The sequence below is a fragment of the Microbacterium ureisolvens genome, assembly GCF_015278315.1.
GTDB classification, from domain to species: domain Bacteria; phylum Actinomycetota; class Actinomycetes; order Actinomycetales; family Microbacteriaceae; genus Microbacterium; species Microbacterium ureisolvens.
The window spans coordinates 54,622-71,591 of record NZ_JADIJE010000015.1; the positions used below are offsets into that span (position 1 = coordinate 54,622).

Genomic DNA, 16,970 nt, shown 5'->3' on the forward strand with positions numbered 1-16,970 from the left:
CCGGGCAAGACCGCACGGACCGGTGCCGACGGCATGCGAGGATACTTCGGTGCAACGCGTCGTGACCGCTGAGATGGACCTCGAATTGGGGGCATCCGTCGACCTCATCTTCCAGATCGCGGCCGCTCAGGCGGTGCCGATCTCGAATGAGCAGCTGACCTTCACTCAGGGCGATCGCGTCTACACGCCGACCGAGATCGTCGACCAGTCCGGGAGCCGGCTGCACCGCCTCACGGGCGAGCCCGGCCGGCTCGAGATCCGGTACGAGGCGACCGTCGACGGGCAGGCATCATCCAGCCGCACGAGCGACCTCGAGGCCATCACCTACCTGCGCCCGAGCCGGTACGCGCAGTCCGACGAAGTGTTCCAGCAGGCGCGCCGGCAGTTCAAGGGGCTGTCGGGCCACGACCTGATCGCGGCGGTCTCGGAGTTCGTCTCCACCAGCACCACCTACACGCCCGGCCTCAGCCAGGGGACCGACAGCGCCGTGACGACGCTCATGACCGGTCAGGGGGTGTGCCGCGACTACGCGCACGTCGTCATCGCCCTCCTGCGGGCGATGGACATGCCGGCCCGCTACGCGGCCTGCTTCGCGCCCGGCCTGCGTCCCATGGACTTCCATGCCGTCGCCGAGGCCTACCTCGACGGCGCCTGGTACGTGATCGACGCGACCCGCCTCGCCAACCGCAACTCGCTGGTGCGCATCGCGACGGGCCGCGATGCCGCCGACTGCGCGTTCCTCAGCTACCACGGCGGCTACGTGGGGCTCCAGCGTCTGCGCGTGGACGCGTGGGTCGTCCCGGAGGCGGCGACGCTGGACGGCCTCGAGACGCTGCCCGCGGCATCCGATCCCGCCGCCGACGACTTCGGCGCACTGGTGCAGATCTCCTGAGCCGGGCCTCGCGCAGCCGAGGTGCGCGTGGGGACGCGTCGCGGCCACAGGCGTCGATGCGAAACGCCCAGGACCGGGCGAATAGACTGGGCCGGTTATGAATCCCGAAGCCCTCTCCGCCGCCCTTCTCGCCGTCATCGCTCCGCTCGCGGAGGCCCGACGACCCGGCGCGGCCGAGGGGCTGACCGCGACCGACCTGCCGCTCGAGCGGCCGAAGAACCGCGAGCACGGCGACTGGGCGTCCAACGCGGCGATGAAGCTCGCGAAGGCGGTCGGGGCCAACCCCCGCGAGTTCGCGGCCGAGATCGCCGCCGGGCTCGCCGACGTCGACGGCATCGCGGAGGTCGAGGTCGCCGGCCCCGGCTTCATCAACATCCGGCTGGACGCCGCCGCAGCAGGAGCGCTCGCGAAGGTCATCGTCGACGCCGGCGCGTCGTTCGGCACGAACGACAGCCGCGCCGACGAGGTGATCAATCTCGAGTTCGTGTCGGCCAACCCCACCGGGCCCGTACACCTGGGCGGCACGAGGTGGGCGGCCGTCGGCGACTCGCTGGCGCGCATCCTGACCTCGCAGGGGGCAGCCGTCACGCGTGAGTACTACTTCAACGACCACGGCGCGCAGATCGACCGGTTCGCCAAGAGCCTCGTCGCCGCGCATGAGGGTCGCCCGACCCCGGAGGACGGCTACGGCGGCGACTACATCGGCGACATCGCCCGCCGCGTGGAGCTCGCATACGAGGGCGACATCGACGCGCTCGACCCCGAGGCCAAGCAGGAGGCGTTCCGCGAGCTGGGCGTGGGACTCATGTTCGGCGAGATCAAGCAGAGCCTCCACGACTTCGGCGTCGACTTCGACGTCTACTTCCACGAGAACGATCTCCACACGTCGGGGGCGGTCGGCCATGCCGTGGACCGCCTGCGCGAGCTCGGCCACATCTTCGAGGAGGACGGGGCGGTCTGGCTGCGCAGCACCGAGTTCGGCGACGACCGCGATCGCGTCATCATCCGCTCCAACGGCGTGCCCGCCTACTTCTCCGGCGACCTCGCCTACTACCTCGACAAGCGCGAGCGCGGCTTCAACCGCTGCATCATCATGCTGGGCGCCGATCACCACGGCTACGTGCAGCGCATGATGGCGATGTGCGCCGCCTTCGGCGACGAGCCGAACGTCAACCTGCAGATCCTCATCGGACAGCTCGTGAACCTCGTGAAGGACGGGCAGCCCGTGCGCATGTCCAAGCGCGCCGGCACGATCGTCACGATGGAGGACCTCGTCGAGATCGTCGGAGTCGATGCCGCTCGGTACGCGCTCACGCGCAGCTCAGCCGACTCCAACCTCGACATCGACCTCGACCTGCTGCAGAAGCGCACCAACGACAACCCCGTCTTCTACGTGCAGTACGCGCACGCCCGCACGCACAACGTCGGACGCAATGCGCACGCTTCCGGAGTGGACCGCTCCGAGTTCGCACCCGAGCTGCTCACGCACGAGACGGAGTCGGCGCTGCTGGGCGCCCTCCAGGAGTTCCCGAGGGTCGTGGCCTTCGCCGCAGAGGTGCGCGAGCCTCACCGCGTCGCGCGTTACCTCGAGGAGCTCGCGGGACTGTACCACCGCTGGTACGACAACTGCCGTGTGATCCCGCTGGGCGACGAGCCTGTCGAGCCCGTGCACCGCACCCGGCTCTGGCTCAACGACGCCACCGGTCAGGTGCTCCGCAACGGCCTGGACCTGCTGGGCGTGAGCGCCCCGGAGCGGATGTAGTCGTGGGCGCCAGCGACACGCTGCCCACCGAGCCGCTTCCCGACGGGCTCGCGGCCGCACCGGTGCCGCGTCGGCGCCGGCGTGCCTGGCCGTGGATCGTGGCGTTCGCGATCGTGGCGATCCTCGCGGTCGTCGCGTGGTTCGCGGCCGAGGCGCTTGCGCGGCAGATCGTGACGGGCGTCGTCCGCGACCAGGTGCGCACGCAGCTGTCGCTGCCGGCCGACCAGCCGATCGACGTCGGCATCGCCGGCGCCGTGATCCCGCAGCTCATCGGCGGCACGTTGGACGAACTCACCGTGTCGTCGCAGGACGCCGCGATCGGCGACGGCGAGTCTGATGCGCGCGTGACCGGAGACATGACCGTCGTCGCTCGCGGGGTGCCCGTCCGTGGCGGCGACATCGCCAGCGCCGAGGCCACCATGACCCTCGACGAGGCGCAGCTGCGTGACCTGATGTCGCACGTCGAGGGGTTCCCGGCAGAGGAGCTCGGTCTGGAGGCACCCGACGTCACGGTCGCCGTCGACCTGAACGTGTTCGGCGCCACGATTCCTGTCGGTGCCGCGCTTACGCCGTCGGCGGCCGACGGCGACCTCGTGCTGACTCCGGCGTCAGTGCAGCTCGGCGGGGCCGACGTGTCGGCTGAAGAGTTGCAGGACCGATTCGGCCGGCTCGCCGACGGCCTGCTGCGCGACTGGGATGTCTGCGTCGCCCAGTACCTGCCCTCCGGCGTGACCCTGACCGGGGTCGCCGTGGACGGCGACGTGCTCGTGGCCGACTTCGACGTCGACGGTGCAATCGCCACCGATCCGGCCCTGCAGGAGAACGGCACCTGCGCCTGAGCGCCGCGGAGCGTCACACGGCACGGGGGCGCGGAGTCGTGTGCCCTAGACTTCTAGCACTGCCAGGCGCGTGACCCCTCCGGCCCGGCACAGCCGCCCCCGGAGTCCCGGACGGCCCCGCGTCGAAGCTCCCACCGATTGGTCCACCGTGTCCGCCGACCCGCATCACCGTTCCGTCGCTCCCGCGTGGCTCGAACGCCCCGCTGACGCCAACGGGCTCGCGCCGGCGGTCTGGCCGACGGCTGCCACGCGCGACGGCGTCGGCGTGCTCGAGCTCGGCGGCATCCCCGTCACCGCCCTGCGCGAGAGGTTCGGCACACCCCTGTACGTCCTCGACGAGGACGAGGTGCGTCAGACCGCACGGCGGACGCTCGACGCCTTTCGCGCGGCCGCCGCGCTGCACGGCGTGCAGGCCCGGGTCTACTACGCCGGCAAGGCGCTGCTGACCACCGAGGTGGTGCGCTGGGTCACCGAGGAAGGTCTGGCGGTCGACGTGTGCACCGGCGGCGAGCTCGCCGTGGCGCTCGCGGCGGGCGCTGAGCCGGCGCGGCTCGGCTTCCACGGCAACAACAAGTCCGCGGCCGAACTCGAGCGCGCGGTCGACGTGGGCATCGGGTCGGTCGTCATCGACAGCCTGATCGAGATCGAGCGCCTGGCGGCGATCGTCGAGCGGCGCGGTGCGACGCAGGCGGTGCTGCTGCGGGTCAACAGCGGGGTGCACGCCGAGACCCACGACTTCCTGGCGACGGCTCACGAGGATCAGAAATTCGGCTTCACGCTGACGGATGCCGCCGCCGCCGCGGCCCGCATCCGCGAGCTCCCCGGACTCGAGCTCGTCGGCCTGCACTGCCACATCGGCTCGCAGATCTTCGGCACCGCCGGGTTCGAGGAGTCGGCGGCTCGCATCGTCGAGCTCCACGCGGAGCTCCGCGAGGGCGGCGAGCTTCCGGTGCTCAACCTCGGCGGCGGCTTCGGCATCGCCTACACGTCGGTCGACGACCCGACTCCGATCGAGGCCCTTGCCCTCGGCATCGCCGAGGCCGTCGCGCGGCAGTGCGAGGTTCGCGGCATCCCGGTTCCGAATCTCGCGTTCGAGCCCGGTCGTGCCATCGTCGGCCGCGCAGGCGTCACGCTGTACGAGGTCGGCACCACGAAGCCCGTACAGCTCGAGAGCGGCGACGCGCGGCTGTACGTGAGCGTCGACGGCGGCATGAGCGACAACGCCCGTCCGGCGCTGTACGGCGCGCAGTTTTCTGCGCGCATCGCGTCGCGCACCAGCGAGGCGCCGCCCGCCCTCGTGCGCGTGGTGGGCAGGCACTGCGAGTCGGGCGACGTCGTCGTGGACGCCGAGTACCTGCCGGGCGACGTCTCGCCGGGCGACCTGCTGGCCGTGCCCGCGACGGGCGCCTACTGCTTCTCGCTCGCCAGCAACTACAACTACGTCCCTCGCCCGCCGGTCGTGGCGCTGCGCGGGGGAGAGGCCCGCGTCATCGTGCGCGGCGAGACGATCGACGATCTGCTCGCCCGCGACGCCGGCGTCAGCACCGTGGGCGACGGGCGCGAGCTCGCCGCGACACCGACGGAAGGGAACGCATGACCGACTACCGCCGCCTCCGCGTCGCACTGCTGGGAGCCGGAGCCGTGGGCTCGCAGGTCGCCTCGCTGCTGCGACAGCACGCCGACGAGCTCGCCGACCGGGCGGGGGCGCGGCTGGAGCTGGTCGGGATCGCGGTCCGCGACGTCGACGCCAAGCGCGACGTCGACCTCCCCAAGGAGCTCTTCACGACCGACGCGGACTCGCTGATCGTGGGGTCCGACATCGTCATCGAGCTCATGGGCGGCATCGAGCCGGCGCGCGCGTACCTGCTGCAGGCGATCAACTCCGGTGCCGACGTCGTCACGGCCAACAAGGCGCTCCTGGCGACCCACGGTCCCGAGATCTTCGACGCCGCCGACCAGGTGGGCGCCGAGGTGTACTACGAGGCCGCGGCCGCCGGCGCGATCCCGATCATCCGGCCGCTGCGCGACTCTCTGGCCGGCGACCGCGTGCAGCGGATCATGGGCATCGTCAACGGCACGACGAACTACATCCTCGACCGGATGGACACCGAGGGCGCCGAATTCGCCGACGTGCTGGCCGATGCGCAGCGCCTGGGCTACGCCGAGGCCGACCCGACCGCCGACGTCGAGGGCTACGACGCCGCGCAGAAGGCGGCGATCCTCGCGAGCCTCGCCTTCCACACGACCGTTCCGCTGGATGCCGTGCACCGCGAGGGCATCACCGCGATCGACAAACCGATGATGGATGCCGCGCGCCACGCCGGCTACGTGATCAAGCTGCTGGCCGTGTGCGAGCGCCTGACCGAAGAGGGCGGCACGGAGTCCATCTCGGTGCGGGTCTACCCGGCGCTGATCGATCGCGCGCACCCACTGGCGAGCGTGCACGGCGCCAACAACGCCGTGTTCGTGCAGGCCGAGGCTGCCGGCAACCTGATGTTCTACGGCGCGGGTGCCGGCGGTGTCCAGACCGCATCCGCCGTGCTGGGCGACGTCGTGTCGGCGGCGCGCCGTCACATCGCGGGCGGCGTCGGCGTCGGCGAGTCGACGCTGGCGAACCTGCAGATCGTCCCGGTCGGCCGCGTCACGACGCGCTACCAGATCACGCTCGAGGTCGACGACCAGCCCGGCGTGCTGGCGACGGTCGCGGGCATCCTGAGCGAGGGGCGCGTCTCGATCGCCACGGTCGAGCAGACCGTCGTGGAGTCCGCCGACGGCGAGAGCGGCGTGGCGCGCCTGGTGATCGGCACCCACAAGGCACTGGAGCAGGACCTCAGCGACACGGTGGAGCGCCTCGCGGCCAGCGGTGTCGTGGAGCGGGTCGTCTCCGTGCTGCGGGTCGAAGGCAACTGAGGGTTTCGAAGGAGACTGACATGGCACATGTTTGGCGCGGAGTCCTCCGCGAGTACGCAGACCGACTGGGCGTCACCGACGCCTCCACCGTCGTCACGCTGGGGGAGGGCGGCACGCCGCTGCTTCCGGCGCCGGCGCTCTCGCGCCGCACCGGCACCGATGTGTGGGTGAAGTTCGAGGGCATGAACCCGACCGGCTCGTTCAAGGACCGCGGCATGACAGTCGCGGTCTCGCGGGCCATCGAGCACGGCGCGAAGGCGGTCATCTGCGCCTCGACGGGCAACACCTCCGCGTCGGCGGCCGCCTACGCGGCGCACGCCGGCATCACGGCCGCGGTGCTCGTCCCCGAGGGCAAGATCGCGATGGGCAAGCTCAGCCAGGCCGTCGCCCACAACGGCCGTCTCATCCAGATCCGCGGAAACTTCGACGACTGCCTCGAGATCGCGCGCGAGCTGGCCGACAACTACCCGGTGCACCTGGTGAACTCGGTCAACCCCGACCGCATCGACGGGCAGAAGACCGCAGCCTACGAGATCGTCGAGCAGCTGGGCGACGCACCCGACTTCCACTTCATCCCGGTGGGCAACGCGGGCAACTACACCGCCTACACCCGCGGCTACCGCGAAGAGGCCGAGGCGGGCGTGTCGACCCGCGTGCCGCGCATGTTCGGCTTCCAGGCCGAGGGCTCGGCGCCTCTCGTGCGCGGCGAGGTCGTGAAGAACCCCGACACCGTCGCCAGCGCGATCCGCATCGGCAACCCCGCCTCGTGGGAGCTCGCCCTCGATGCGCGCGCGGCGACCGACGGCTACTTCGGCGCGATCGACGACGCCCGGATCCTCGCCGCCCAGAAGCTGCTGGCCGGCGAGGTCGGCATCTTCGTCGAGCCGGCATCGGCGATCAGCGTCGCGGGCCTGCTCGACCGCGTCGAGTCCGGCGTCGTGCCGCAGGGCGCGCGCGTCGTGCTCACGGTCACCGGTCACGGGCTCAAGGACCCGTACTGGGCGCTGCGCAACGCCGACGGCTCGGAGGTCGAGCCCACGGTGGTCGACGCGACCACGTCGGAGGTGGCATCCGTTCTCGACCTCGCCCCCGCGGCGGCGACCGCGTGAACGCAGCCGTCGCGCCGGCACCCGGCCGCCGCGTCGTGGTGCGGGTTCCGGCGACGAGCGCGAATCTCGGCCCCGGCTTCGACACGCTCGGCCTCGCGCTGAGCGTGTACGACGAGCTCGACGTCACGGCGCTGCCGGAGGGCGAGCTCGAGATCGAGGTCGAGGGCGCGGGCTCTGCGGACGTCCCGCGGGACGCCTCGCACCTCGTGGTGCGGGCGATCGCGTACGCGTATGAATCGGTGGGACGACGGATGCCGGGACTCCGGCTCCACGCCAAGAACGTCATCCCGCACGGACGCGGCCTCGGCTCCTCCGGCGCCGCGGTCGTGTCGGGCCTGCTCGCCGCGAAGGGCCTGCTCGAGGGCGACGTCGAGCTCGGACCGGATGCCCTGCTGCGCCTGGCGACCGAGCTGGAAGGCCACCCCGACAACGTCGCGCCGGCTCTCTTCGGCGGCCTGACCATCGCGTGGGTCGACGAGGACGGCCCGCAGCACAAGAAGCTCCTCGTGCACCGGGGTGTGTCGCCGCTCGTGCTGGTGCCGGCATTCACGATGTCGACCAAGCTCGCCCGCAGCCTCCAGCCCCTGCACGTGCCCCGCGAGGACGCCGTCTTCAACGTGTCGCGCTCGGCGCTGCTGATCGCAGCCCTCACGCAGAGCCCCGAGCTGCTGCAGGCGGCGACCGAAGACAAGCTGCACCAGAACTATCGCGCGAGCGCCATGCCCGACACCGACGCCCTCGTGCGCGCACTGCGCGCGGCGGGGTTCGCGGCGGTCGTCTCGGGCGCGGGGCCCAGCGTCCTGGTGCTCGCCGACGGGCCCGGCCGACGCCTCGAGGCGTCGGCGCTGGCGTCGTCGTCGACCGACACTCCGTGGGAGGCCCTCATGCTCGCCGTCGACTTCAAGGGTGGTACAGTGAGGGAGTACGCGGAGGGTTCCACGTAAGACGTGAATCTGGCCTCCGTCGCAAATCTGCGAAACCACCGCACGGCATTCTGACCTGCCGACGTCCGCTGAGCACCTCGCGGTCCCTCACCCCGTCGGCGGGTGATTCGACAGGCGTGACAACTGATCGAAAAGGCAGATGCCACCGGCAGCGCCGTGCGATCGTGCACAACCGTTCGTATTTCACAAGGGAGAACTCGTGGAGTCCATCTCCGAGATCCACGCCGACGTTCCGGCCGACGAGCGCGCGGAAGCGCCCGAGGGCGCCGAGACCGTCGACACCGCCGCCGAGGCCGTGGCCGACGAAGTCGTGATCGAGGCCGTCGAGGCCGAGGAAGTCGCCGAAGAGGCGGTGGCCGAGGCGGCCGCCGCAGACGCCGTCGCCGAGGAGGCCGTCATCGAGGCGGTCGTCGCCGAGGCCGTCGCCGAAGAAGCGGTGGTCGAGGCCGAAGCCGCCGAGGAGGCCGGCGACCCGGCCGCCGCCGAGGCGGCCGAAGCGGTGGCCGAGGAGGCCGTCGCCGAGGCGATCGTCGCAGACGCCGTGGCCGAGGAGGCCGTGGCCGAGGCGGTCATCGCGGAAGCCGTCGCCCAGGAGGCGGTGGCCGAGGCCGTCGTCGCCGAGGTCGTCGCAGAAGAGGTCGTCGCCGAGGTCGCCGCGGAGGCGCCCGCCGAGGCTCCGGCCGCACCGGCGAAGGCGCCCCGCAAGCGCGCGCCGCGCCGGGCCAAGAGCACCGACGTCCCGCCGGCCGAGCCGGCTGCCGAAGCGCCTGCCGAGATCCCGGCCGAGGCGCCCGCCGAGGCCGCTCAGGCCGAGGGCGCCGAGAAGGCCGAGGATGCGGCATCCGTCCCCGCCGAAGCGCCCACCGACGCCGAGGCGCCCGCTGAGACCACCGAGGGTGGCGAGCAGGCCGCCGAGGGCGAGGGTGCCGAGGCGCCCTCGCGCAGCCGGAGCCGCAGCCGCAGCCGCAACCGCAACCGCAACGCGCAGTCCGGCCAGAGCGCGCAGGGCGACAAGAACCAGAACGCCCAGGGCGACAAGAACCAGAACACCCCGCAGACCGCCGCAGAGCCCGCGAAGGCCGACGCCGCCGACGACGAGCAGCCCGCTCAGGGCAATGGCCGCGGCCGTCAGCGCAACAAGCGCCGTGGCACGCAGGCCGCGGGCGGCGACGAGTTCGAGACCGAGATCGGCGAGGACGACGTCCTCATCCCGATCGCGGGCATCCTCGACGTGCTCGACAACTACGCCTTCGTGCGCACGACCGGCTACCTCCCCGGCCCGAGCGACGTCTACGTCTCGCTCGGCCAGGTGAAGAAGTACAACCTGCGCAAGGGCGACGCCGTCGTGGGCGCTATCAAGCAGCCGCGCGAGGGTGAGCAGTCCAGCCGCCAGAAGTACAACGCGCTGGTCAAGGTCGACGCGGTCAACGGCCTGTCGGTCGACGACGCCGCGACCCGGGTCGAGTTCGGCAAGCTGACGCCGCTCTACCCGCAGGAGCGCCTGCGCCTGGAGACGGCTCCCGAGAAGCTGACCCAGCGCATCATCGACCTCGTCGCGCCCATCGGCAAGGGTCAGCGCGGCCTCATCGTCGCGCCCCCGAAGGCGGGCAAGACGATCGTGCTGCAGCAGATCGCCAACGCGATCGCGATCAACAACCCCGAGGTGCACCTCATGGTCGTGCTCGTCGATGAGCGCCCCGAAGAAGTCACCGACATGCAGCGCACGGTGAAGGGCGAGGTCATCGCCTCGACCTTCGACCGTCCCGCCGAAGACCACACGACGGTCGCCGAGCTCGCCATCGAGCGTGCGAAGCGCCTCGTGGAGCTCGGCCGCGACGTCGTCGTGCTCCTCGACTCGATCACGCGCCTCGGCCGCGCCTACAACATCTCGGCGCCGACCTCTGGTCGCGTGCTCACCGGTGGCGTGGACGCGTCGGCGCTGTACCCGCCCAAGCGCTTCTTCGGCGCGGCGCGCAACATCGAGAACGGCGGATCGCTCACGATCCTCGCCACCGCCCTCGTCGAGACCGGCTCCAAGATGGACGACGTCATCTTCGAGGAGTTCAAGGGCACCGGCAACAGCGAGCTGCGCCTGAACCGCCAGCTCGCCGACAAGCGCATCTTCCCGGCGGTCGACGTCAACGCCTCGTCCACGCGCCGCGAAGAGATGCTGCTGTCGCCCGACGAGGTCAAGATCACCTGGAAGCTCCGCCGCGCGCTGGCCGGTCTCGAGCCCCAGCAGGCCCTCGAGGTCGTGCTCGGCAAGCTCAAGGAGACGCAGTCGAACGTCGAGTTCCTGGTGCAGATGCAGAAGTCGATCCCGGCGCCCGCGAACGGGCACGGCGGTGGCCGCAGCCACGAGCACGACAACAGCATCCGCTGAGCCGTGTTCGAGTCCGTTCAGGGGCTGATCGACGAGCACCGCGCGGTCCAGGAGGAGCTCTCCGACCCCGCGGTGCACGCCGATGCGGCGCGCGCCAAGAGGGTCAACCGGCGCTACGCCGAGCTGTCGCGCATCGTGAAGGCCCACGAGGACTGGGTGGCGGCATCCGATGATCTGGATGCCGCCCGCGAGCTCGCCCGCGAGGACGAGGCGTTCGCCGAGGAGGTGCCGGCTCTGGAAGCCGGGCTGGCCGCGGCGCAGGAGCGGCTGCGACGCCTGCTGATCCCGCGCGACCCCGACGACGCCCGTGACGTGATCATGGAGATCAAGCAGGGCGAAGGCGGTGCCGAGTCGGCGCTGTTCGCGGCCGACCTGCTGCGCATGTACCTGCAGTACGCCGCCTCCAAGGGCTGGAAGACCGAGCTCCTGGAGCGCAACGAGTCCGACCTCGGCGGCTACAAGGACGTCCAGGTCGCGATCAAGGGCTCGAGCTCCGACCCCGCGCAGGGCGTGTGGGCGCATCTCAAGTACGAGGGCGGCGTGCACCGCGTGCAGCGCGTGCCGGCGACCGAGTCGCAGGGGCGCATCCACACGTCCACGACGGGTGTGCTGGTGTTCCCCGAGGTCGACGAGCCCGAAGAGATCCACATCGACCCGAACGACCTGAAGATCGACGTCTTCCGCTCGTCGGGCCCGGGCGGCCAGTCCGTGAACACCACGGACTCGGCCGTGCGCATCACGCACGTGCCCACGGGCATCGTCGTGTCGATGCAGAACGAGAAGTCCCAGCTGCAGAACCGCGAGGCCGGCATGCGCGTGCTCCGGGCACGCCTCCTCGCCAAGCAGCAGGAGGAGCTCGAGGCCGCGGCATCCGATGCCCGCAGGTCGCAGATCCGCGGCATGGACCGTTCCGAGCGCATCCGCACGTACAACTTCCCCGAGAACCGCATCGCCGACCACCGCACCGGCTACAAGGCGTACAACCTCGACCAGGTCATGGACGGCGCCCTCGAGCCGATCATCGAGTCCGCGATCCAGGCCGACGAAGAGGCGCGGCTCGCCGCCCTCGCCGGCGACGCCTGACCCCGCCGGGCACGCCTGACCCCGCCGCCGACGCGTGACCCCGCCGGGCACGCCTGACCCCGCCGCCGAGACCGGGGAGTCCCGCCGAGACCGAGGACGCCGTCCCCGGTTCCGGCGGAAATCCTCGGTCTCCGCGGCCGTGGCGCGCGGCAGGGGACGGATGCCTCACCGCTAGGCTTCCAGCGTGCTGACGTTCCTGATCCGCGCCCTCATCTTCCTGGTGTCGGCGGCGCTCGGCCTCGTCGCGGCCGACCTGATCCTCCCGGGCTTCTACCTGCACTGGAACGACTGGTGGGGGATCGTGCTCGCGGTCGTGATCTTCGCGGTGCTGCAGAGCATACTCGCGCCGTGGCTCCTGAAGATCACCCGCCGGCACGCGAACGCGCTCATCGGCGGGATCGGGCTGCTGTCGACCTTCGTCGCCCTGCTCATCGCGGTGCTGATCCCCGCCGCCGGCATCGGGATCGACGGTGCGGTGGCGTGGATCATCGGCACGCTGATCGTCTGGCTCGTCACAGCGCTGGCCACCTGGCTGCTGCCGCCGCTGTTCATCAAGAACAAGGCACAGGACCGCCGGGCCTGACATCCGGAGATAGGGATTCCTCCCGATCTCCGCGGGCCACCTCACCCGCGAGGCTGGTGGGATGATGGGCGGTATGCAGATCGGCCGGGTGCCCCTCGTCGGCCGCCAGGCGGACCTCGATGCGCTGCGCGCCGAGGTCGACGCCGTCGGTGCGGAAGGGCGCGCCGTGGTGGTGTCGGGCGACGCCGGAATGGGCAAGACGCGCCTGCTGCGCGACTTCGCGGAAGGACTCGACGACGACGTCGTCATCGTGCGCGGCTCGTGTGTCGACTCCGGGTCGGGGCCGGCTCCGCTCACCGCCGTGACCGACCTCCTGCGCGACCTGGTGGACGCGCTCGGCGTCGCGGCCGTGCGGGAGGCGGCAGGCCCGGGCGCGGACGCCCTCGGCGTGCTCGTGCCGGTCCTCGCGGATGCCCCCGGCGACGCCGCCCGTCTCGCGGACGTCGTCGTCGAGCTGTTCTCGCACCTCGCGCGTTCCCACCGGCTGGTCGTCATCATCGAGGACCTCCACTGGGCCGACGGCACCACCGCTGAGATCGCATCGCGCCTGGTGCGCCGAGCCGCGGCGGTGCCGCTGTTCGTGCTGCTGTCGTATCGCACCGACGACCTCGGCCGCAGGCATCCGCTGCGCCCTGTGCTCGCCGAACTCGACCGCGCGCGGCTTCTCGCTCACCGGCCGTTGGCACGGCTCAGCCCAGCGGAGGTCGCCGCGCTCGCCACGGCCGTGCACGGCGACACCCTGGCCGCCGGCGTGCTGAACGACATCGCCGCCCGCAGCGACGGCATTCCGTTCTACGTGGAAGAGCTCGCGAGCTTCTCCGGCCAGCGGCTCCCGGTCTCGCTGCGCGATGTGCTCCTGCTGCGGTACGAGCGATTGGATGCCGAAGCCCGCCGATTCGCCCGCGTCCTGGCGACGGGCGGGGTCGAGGTGCCGCATCCGGTGCTGCGCGCCGTCTTCGAAGGCGACGAGTCGCAGCTCGAGACAGCCGTGCGCGGAGCCGTCGACGCCCAGGTCGTCGTGATCCGCGACGAGGCGTACGCGTTCCGGCACGCCCTCATGCAGGAGGCGGTCTATGCCGAGCTGCTGCCGACCGAGCGCACCCGCCTGCACACCGCTTACGCCGTCGCGCTCGAGGACGCCGCGCCCACCGCACGGGTGCTCGCCGACATCGCCCACCACTGGCGAGCCGCGCACGTGCCCGACCGCGCCCTGTCGGCGGCGGTGGCCGCGCAGCGCGCGGCGAACATCGCGTCGGCGTGGTCGACGGCCGCCGAGGCGGGGGAGCGGGCGCTGGAGCTGTGGGACGCGGTGCCGCAGCCGGAAACGGTGAGCGGGATGTCGCGCGTCGAGATGCTGCGACGCACATCCGCCGCGCTCGCGGCCGCGAACCGGAACGACCGCGCCCTGGCGTTCGCGCAGGAGGCCGTGGCGCTGTGGCCGGAGGAGGACGTCGTCGGGCGTGCGGCGATGTTCGGCGACCTCGCCACCATCCAGTTCCAGGCCGGCGTGTCCGACGGCGAGGAGAGCATCGCCGAGGCGCTGCGGATCCTCGGCGAAGAAGAACGCCATGACGTCCAGCGTGCGCTGCTGCTGCTCAGCTCGGCGCGGGTGCACATGCTCAACGGGCGCCAGCTGCGGGGCACCGAGGTGGCCGCGCAGGCGCGCGCCACCGCGGAGGCGGCAGCCGCCGCCGGTGACCGCGACGCGGCCGAGATCGTCGCGCAGGCCCTCCTCATCGCGGCGACCTGCCGTGCCAGCATCGGAGACCTCGGCGGCGTCGAGCTGTTCGACGTGGCTCGCGCGCACGCCGCCGGCTTCGTCCGGGCGATGATGCGCTACTACATCAACTACTCCAACACGCTGATGCAGGTGGGTCGCTACGACGACGCGGTGTCGGTGGCGCGGGAGGGCATGGCGTACGGGCGCGCGCACGTGGCCGACATCGGGCCCCTCGTCATGATCGAGGCCAACGTCATCGAGGCGCACATCTACGCCGGCCGACTTCGCGAGGCCGAGCAGCTCGGCGGGCTCCTCCCCATGGTCGAACCCGGCCTGTACTCCGCGTTCCTGCGCGAGCGGCTGGTGTGCCTGGCGATCTGGCGGGGCCGCATCGAGGGCGCCGAGAGCGCACTGGAGGCTGCCCGGCTCGAGCTCGACCGCTTCGGCGCCTACGAGTACCAGACGCGGTTCGGCATGGCCTACGACCTCGCGGAGCTCGCGGTCGCCCGCGGCGACGCGCGCGAAGCGCTCTCGCACACCCGGCTGGCCTGGGATTCCACCGCCGGCGGTGTGCTCGCGCTGCCTCTGACCGCGGTCGCCGCCCGCGCGGTCGCGGTGCTGCGCGAGCGGGGCGATGACGAGGATGTCTCTGCGTACCGCGAGGTCCTGCGCACCTACGCGGACTGGCCGGTGACGCCGCTGTGGGCTGCGGTCTTCGCGGCCGAGCTGGGTGAGGGGCCGTGGTCGGAGGCGACCGATGCGATCGGGCCCGCTTACATCCGCGCGTACGCGCGGGTGCGGCACGGCGAGGCGCTGCTGGCTGACGGCGACCGGTCCGCTGCGCGCGACGCGCTGGCGGCCGCGGCTGCATACGCCGACGAGCTGGGAGCGGACGGGCTGGCAGAGCGCGCACGGAACGTGATGACGGATGCCGGCCTCGCCGGTGATGCGCCGCGATCGGCGCTGACCGCCCGTGAAGAGCAGGTGCTCGCGCTGGTGGCCGAAGGGCTCAGCAACGGGCAGATCGCCGAGCGCCTGTACATCAGCGTCAAGACCGTCTCGGTGCACGTGTCGGCGATCCTGCGCAAGCTCGACGCGCCGTCCCGCACCGCGGCGGCCGCGATCTACCGGCGCAGCGCCGCCTGACGCGCGCGACGCGCCCGGCCGGACGCGCCCGTGCTCCCGATGTCGGGTGACGCGTCAGATGTGGTACTCGGGCGTCGTGAGCAGGGCGCGCGTGTCGTCGCCGGTGCGGCGCGCCCGAGGCTTGGCGGGCACGCCGACGAGCACGCTGTCGGCGGGCGCGTCCTTCGTCACCACGGCGTTGGCCCCGACGACGGTGCCGGCGCCGATCGTGATCGGGCCGAGGATCTTCGCGCCGGCGCCCACCGCGACGCCGTCCTCGACGGTGGGGTGGCGCTTGCCGCCCTCGCGCTGGCGACCGCCGAGGGTCACCCCGTGGTAGAGCATGACGTCGTCGCCGACCTCCGCGGTCTCGCCGATCACGACGCCCATGCCGTGATCGATGAAGAACCGTCGGCCGATGGTCGCGCCGGGGTGGATCTCGATGCCGGTGAGCCACCTCGTGACCTGCGAGCCGGCGCGCGCGATGAAGCGCTGGTCACGCGTCCACAGCGCGTGCCAGACGCGGTGCGCCCAGATCGCGTGCAGCCCGGGGTAGAGCACGGCGATCTCGAACCCGCCGCGAGCGGCGGGGTCGCGCAGCTTCGCCGCTGCGACGTCCTCGCGGACGCGCGCGAAGAATCCGATGCGTTCGTCGGTCATTTGGTCTGCCCCTCCGGGTCGCTCAGATGCGCGTACAGCGCGGTGGACAGGTAGCGCTCGCCGGAGTCGGGCACGATCACGACGATGCGCTTGCCGGCCGACTCCCCACGCGCGGCGATCTCGAGCGCGGCCGAGACCGCGGCGCCGGCCGACATGCCGGCGAGGATGCCCTCCCGGGTGGCGAGGGCCCGGGCCACCTCGATCGCGTCGTCGAACTCGACGTCGAAGATCTCGTCCACGACGGAGCGGTCCAGCACGTCGGGCACGAAGTTCGGGCCGATGCCCTGGATGCGATGGCCGCCGGCCCGGCCCTCCGTGAGGACGGGGGAGTCCTGGGGCTCGACGAGCACGATCTTCACGTCGGGGTTGCGCTGCTTGAGCACCTGGCCGACACCTGTCACCGTGCCTCCGGTGCCCGAACCCGCCACGAAGACGTCGACGCGTCCGTCCGTATCGCGCCAGATCTCCTCGGCGGTGGTCTTGCGGTGGATGGCGGCGTTCGCCTCGTGCTCGAACTGCCGGGCGAGGATCGCACCAGGTGTCTCGGCGGCGATGCGCTTGGCCGTGTCGACGGCCTCGGTCATCCCCTTGTACGGGTCGGTGAGCACCAGCTCGGCTCCGTACGCCTTCAGCAGCGTGCGGCGTTCCTTCGACATCGACGCGGGCATCGTCAGGATCACGCGGTAGCCGCGCGCGGCGCCGATGAGCGCGAGGGCGATCCCGGTGTTGCCGCTCGTGGACTCCACGATGGTGCCGCCCGGAACCAGCTCGCCCGCCTCTTCGGCCGCCTCGACGAGCGCGTACCCCAGGCGGTCCTTGACCGACGAGCCGGGGTTGTAGAACTCGAGCTTGACGAGCACTTCGGCGTCCAGACCCTCGGTGAGCGCGTTGAGGCGCACGAGAGGGGTCTCGCCGAAGGCGGTGGTGATGTCGGGATGGATGCCGGGCACGTGGTGCTCC

The 16,970-nt window shown here is 71.7% G+C and carries 13 protein-coding genes; 11 read left to right on the forward strand and 2 right to left on the reverse strand.

The annotated features are described in order from the left end of the window. Nucleotides 1-49 precede the first annotated feature (49 nt). From IM767_RS18465 to IM767_RS18515, 11 genes are all read left to right on the forward strand, one after another. Nucleotides 50-892, forward strand: a complete 843-nt coding sequence (locus IM767_RS18465; RefSeq protein WP_109210035.1) for a transglutaminase-like domain-containing protein — start codon at nucleotides 50-52, stop codon at nucleotides 890-892. Between the two features lie 97 nt (nucleotides 893-989). Further along, entirely contained in the window at nucleotides 990-2,654 is a 1,665-nt protein-coding gene (gene argS, locus IM767_RS18470) for an arginine--tRNA ligase (protein WP_109210036.1), read from the forward strand. A gap of 2 nt (nucleotides 2,655-2,656) precedes the next feature. Next, on the forward strand, nucleotides 2,657-3,493 hold the full coding sequence (locus IM767_RS18475; protein WP_109210037.1) for an LmeA family phospholipid-binding protein: 837 nt from the start codon (nucleotides 2,657-2,659) through the stop codon (nucleotides 3,491-3,493). A 148-nt stretch (nucleotides 3,494-3,641) separates the two neighbouring features. Next, entirely contained in the window at nucleotides 3,642-5,090 is a 1,449-nt protein-coding gene (gene lysA, locus IM767_RS18480; RefSeq protein ID WP_109210038.1) for a diaminopimelate decarboxylase, read from the forward strand. Then, entirely contained in the window at nucleotides 5,087-6,403 is a 1,317-nt protein-coding gene (locus tag IM767_RS18485; protein WP_109210039.1) for a homoserine dehydrogenase, read from the forward strand. Before lysA ends, IM767_RS18485 begins: the two co-directional genes overlap by 4 nt. A gap of 20 nt (nucleotides 6,404-6,423) precedes the next feature. Further along, on the forward strand, nucleotides 6,424-7,512 hold the full coding sequence (gene thrC, locus IM767_RS18490) for a threonine synthase (RefSeq protein WP_109210040.1): 1,089 nt from the start codon (nucleotides 6,424-6,426) through the stop codon (nucleotides 7,510-7,512). Beyond that, nucleotides 7,509-8,456, forward strand: coding sequence for a homoserine kinase (gene thrB / locus IM767_RS18495; RefSeq protein ID WP_109210041.1), 948 nt, complete (start codon nucleotides 7,509-7,511; stop codon nucleotides 8,454-8,456). Before thrC ends, thrB begins: the two co-directional genes overlap by 4 nt. 199 nt (nucleotides 8,457-8,655) lie before the next feature. Beyond that, the gene (gene rho / locus IM767_RS18500; RefSeq protein WP_194398936.1) at nucleotides 8,656-10,839 is read left to right on the forward strand and encodes a transcription termination factor Rho; all 2,184 of its coding nucleotides are present in this window, start codon (nucleotides 8,656-8,658) and stop codon (nucleotides 10,837-10,839) included. Between the two features lie 3 nt (nucleotides 10,840-10,842). Beyond that, complete coding sequence (gene prfA, locus IM767_RS18505) at nucleotides 10,843-11,922, forward strand: peptide chain release factor 1 (RefSeq protein ID WP_109210042.1); 1,080 nt, start codon at nucleotides 10,843-10,845, stop codon at nucleotides 11,920-11,922. A 184-nt stretch (nucleotides 11,923-12,106) separates the two neighbouring features. Continuing rightward, on the forward strand, nucleotides 12,107-12,505 hold the full coding sequence (locus tag IM767_RS18510; protein WP_109210043.1) for a phage holin family protein: 399 nt from the start codon (nucleotides 12,107-12,109) through the stop codon (nucleotides 12,503-12,505). A 73-nt stretch (nucleotides 12,506-12,578) separates the two neighbouring features. Then, complete coding sequence (locus IM767_RS18515) at nucleotides 12,579-15,371, forward strand: helix-turn-helix transcriptional regulator (protein ID WP_162564258.1); 2,793 nt, start codon at nucleotides 12,579-12,581, stop codon at nucleotides 15,369-15,371. Between the two features lie 54 nt (nucleotides 15,372-15,425). Here IM767_RS18515 and epsC read toward each other — a convergent pair whose 3' ends face one another. Next, complete coding sequence (epsC, locus tag IM767_RS18520) at nucleotides 15,426-16,010, reverse strand: serine O-acetyltransferase EpsC (RefSeq protein WP_109210045.1); 585 nt, start codon at nucleotides 16,008-16,010, stop codon at nucleotides 15,426-15,428. Then, on the reverse strand, nucleotides 16,007-16,960 hold the full coding sequence (gene cysK / locus IM767_RS18525) for a cysteine synthase A (protein WP_109210046.1): 954 nt from the start codon (nucleotides 16,958-16,960) through the stop codon (nucleotides 16,007-16,009). Before cysK ends, epsC begins: the two co-directional genes overlap by 4 nt. Between the last annotated feature and the right edge of the window lie 10 nt (nucleotides 16,961-16,970).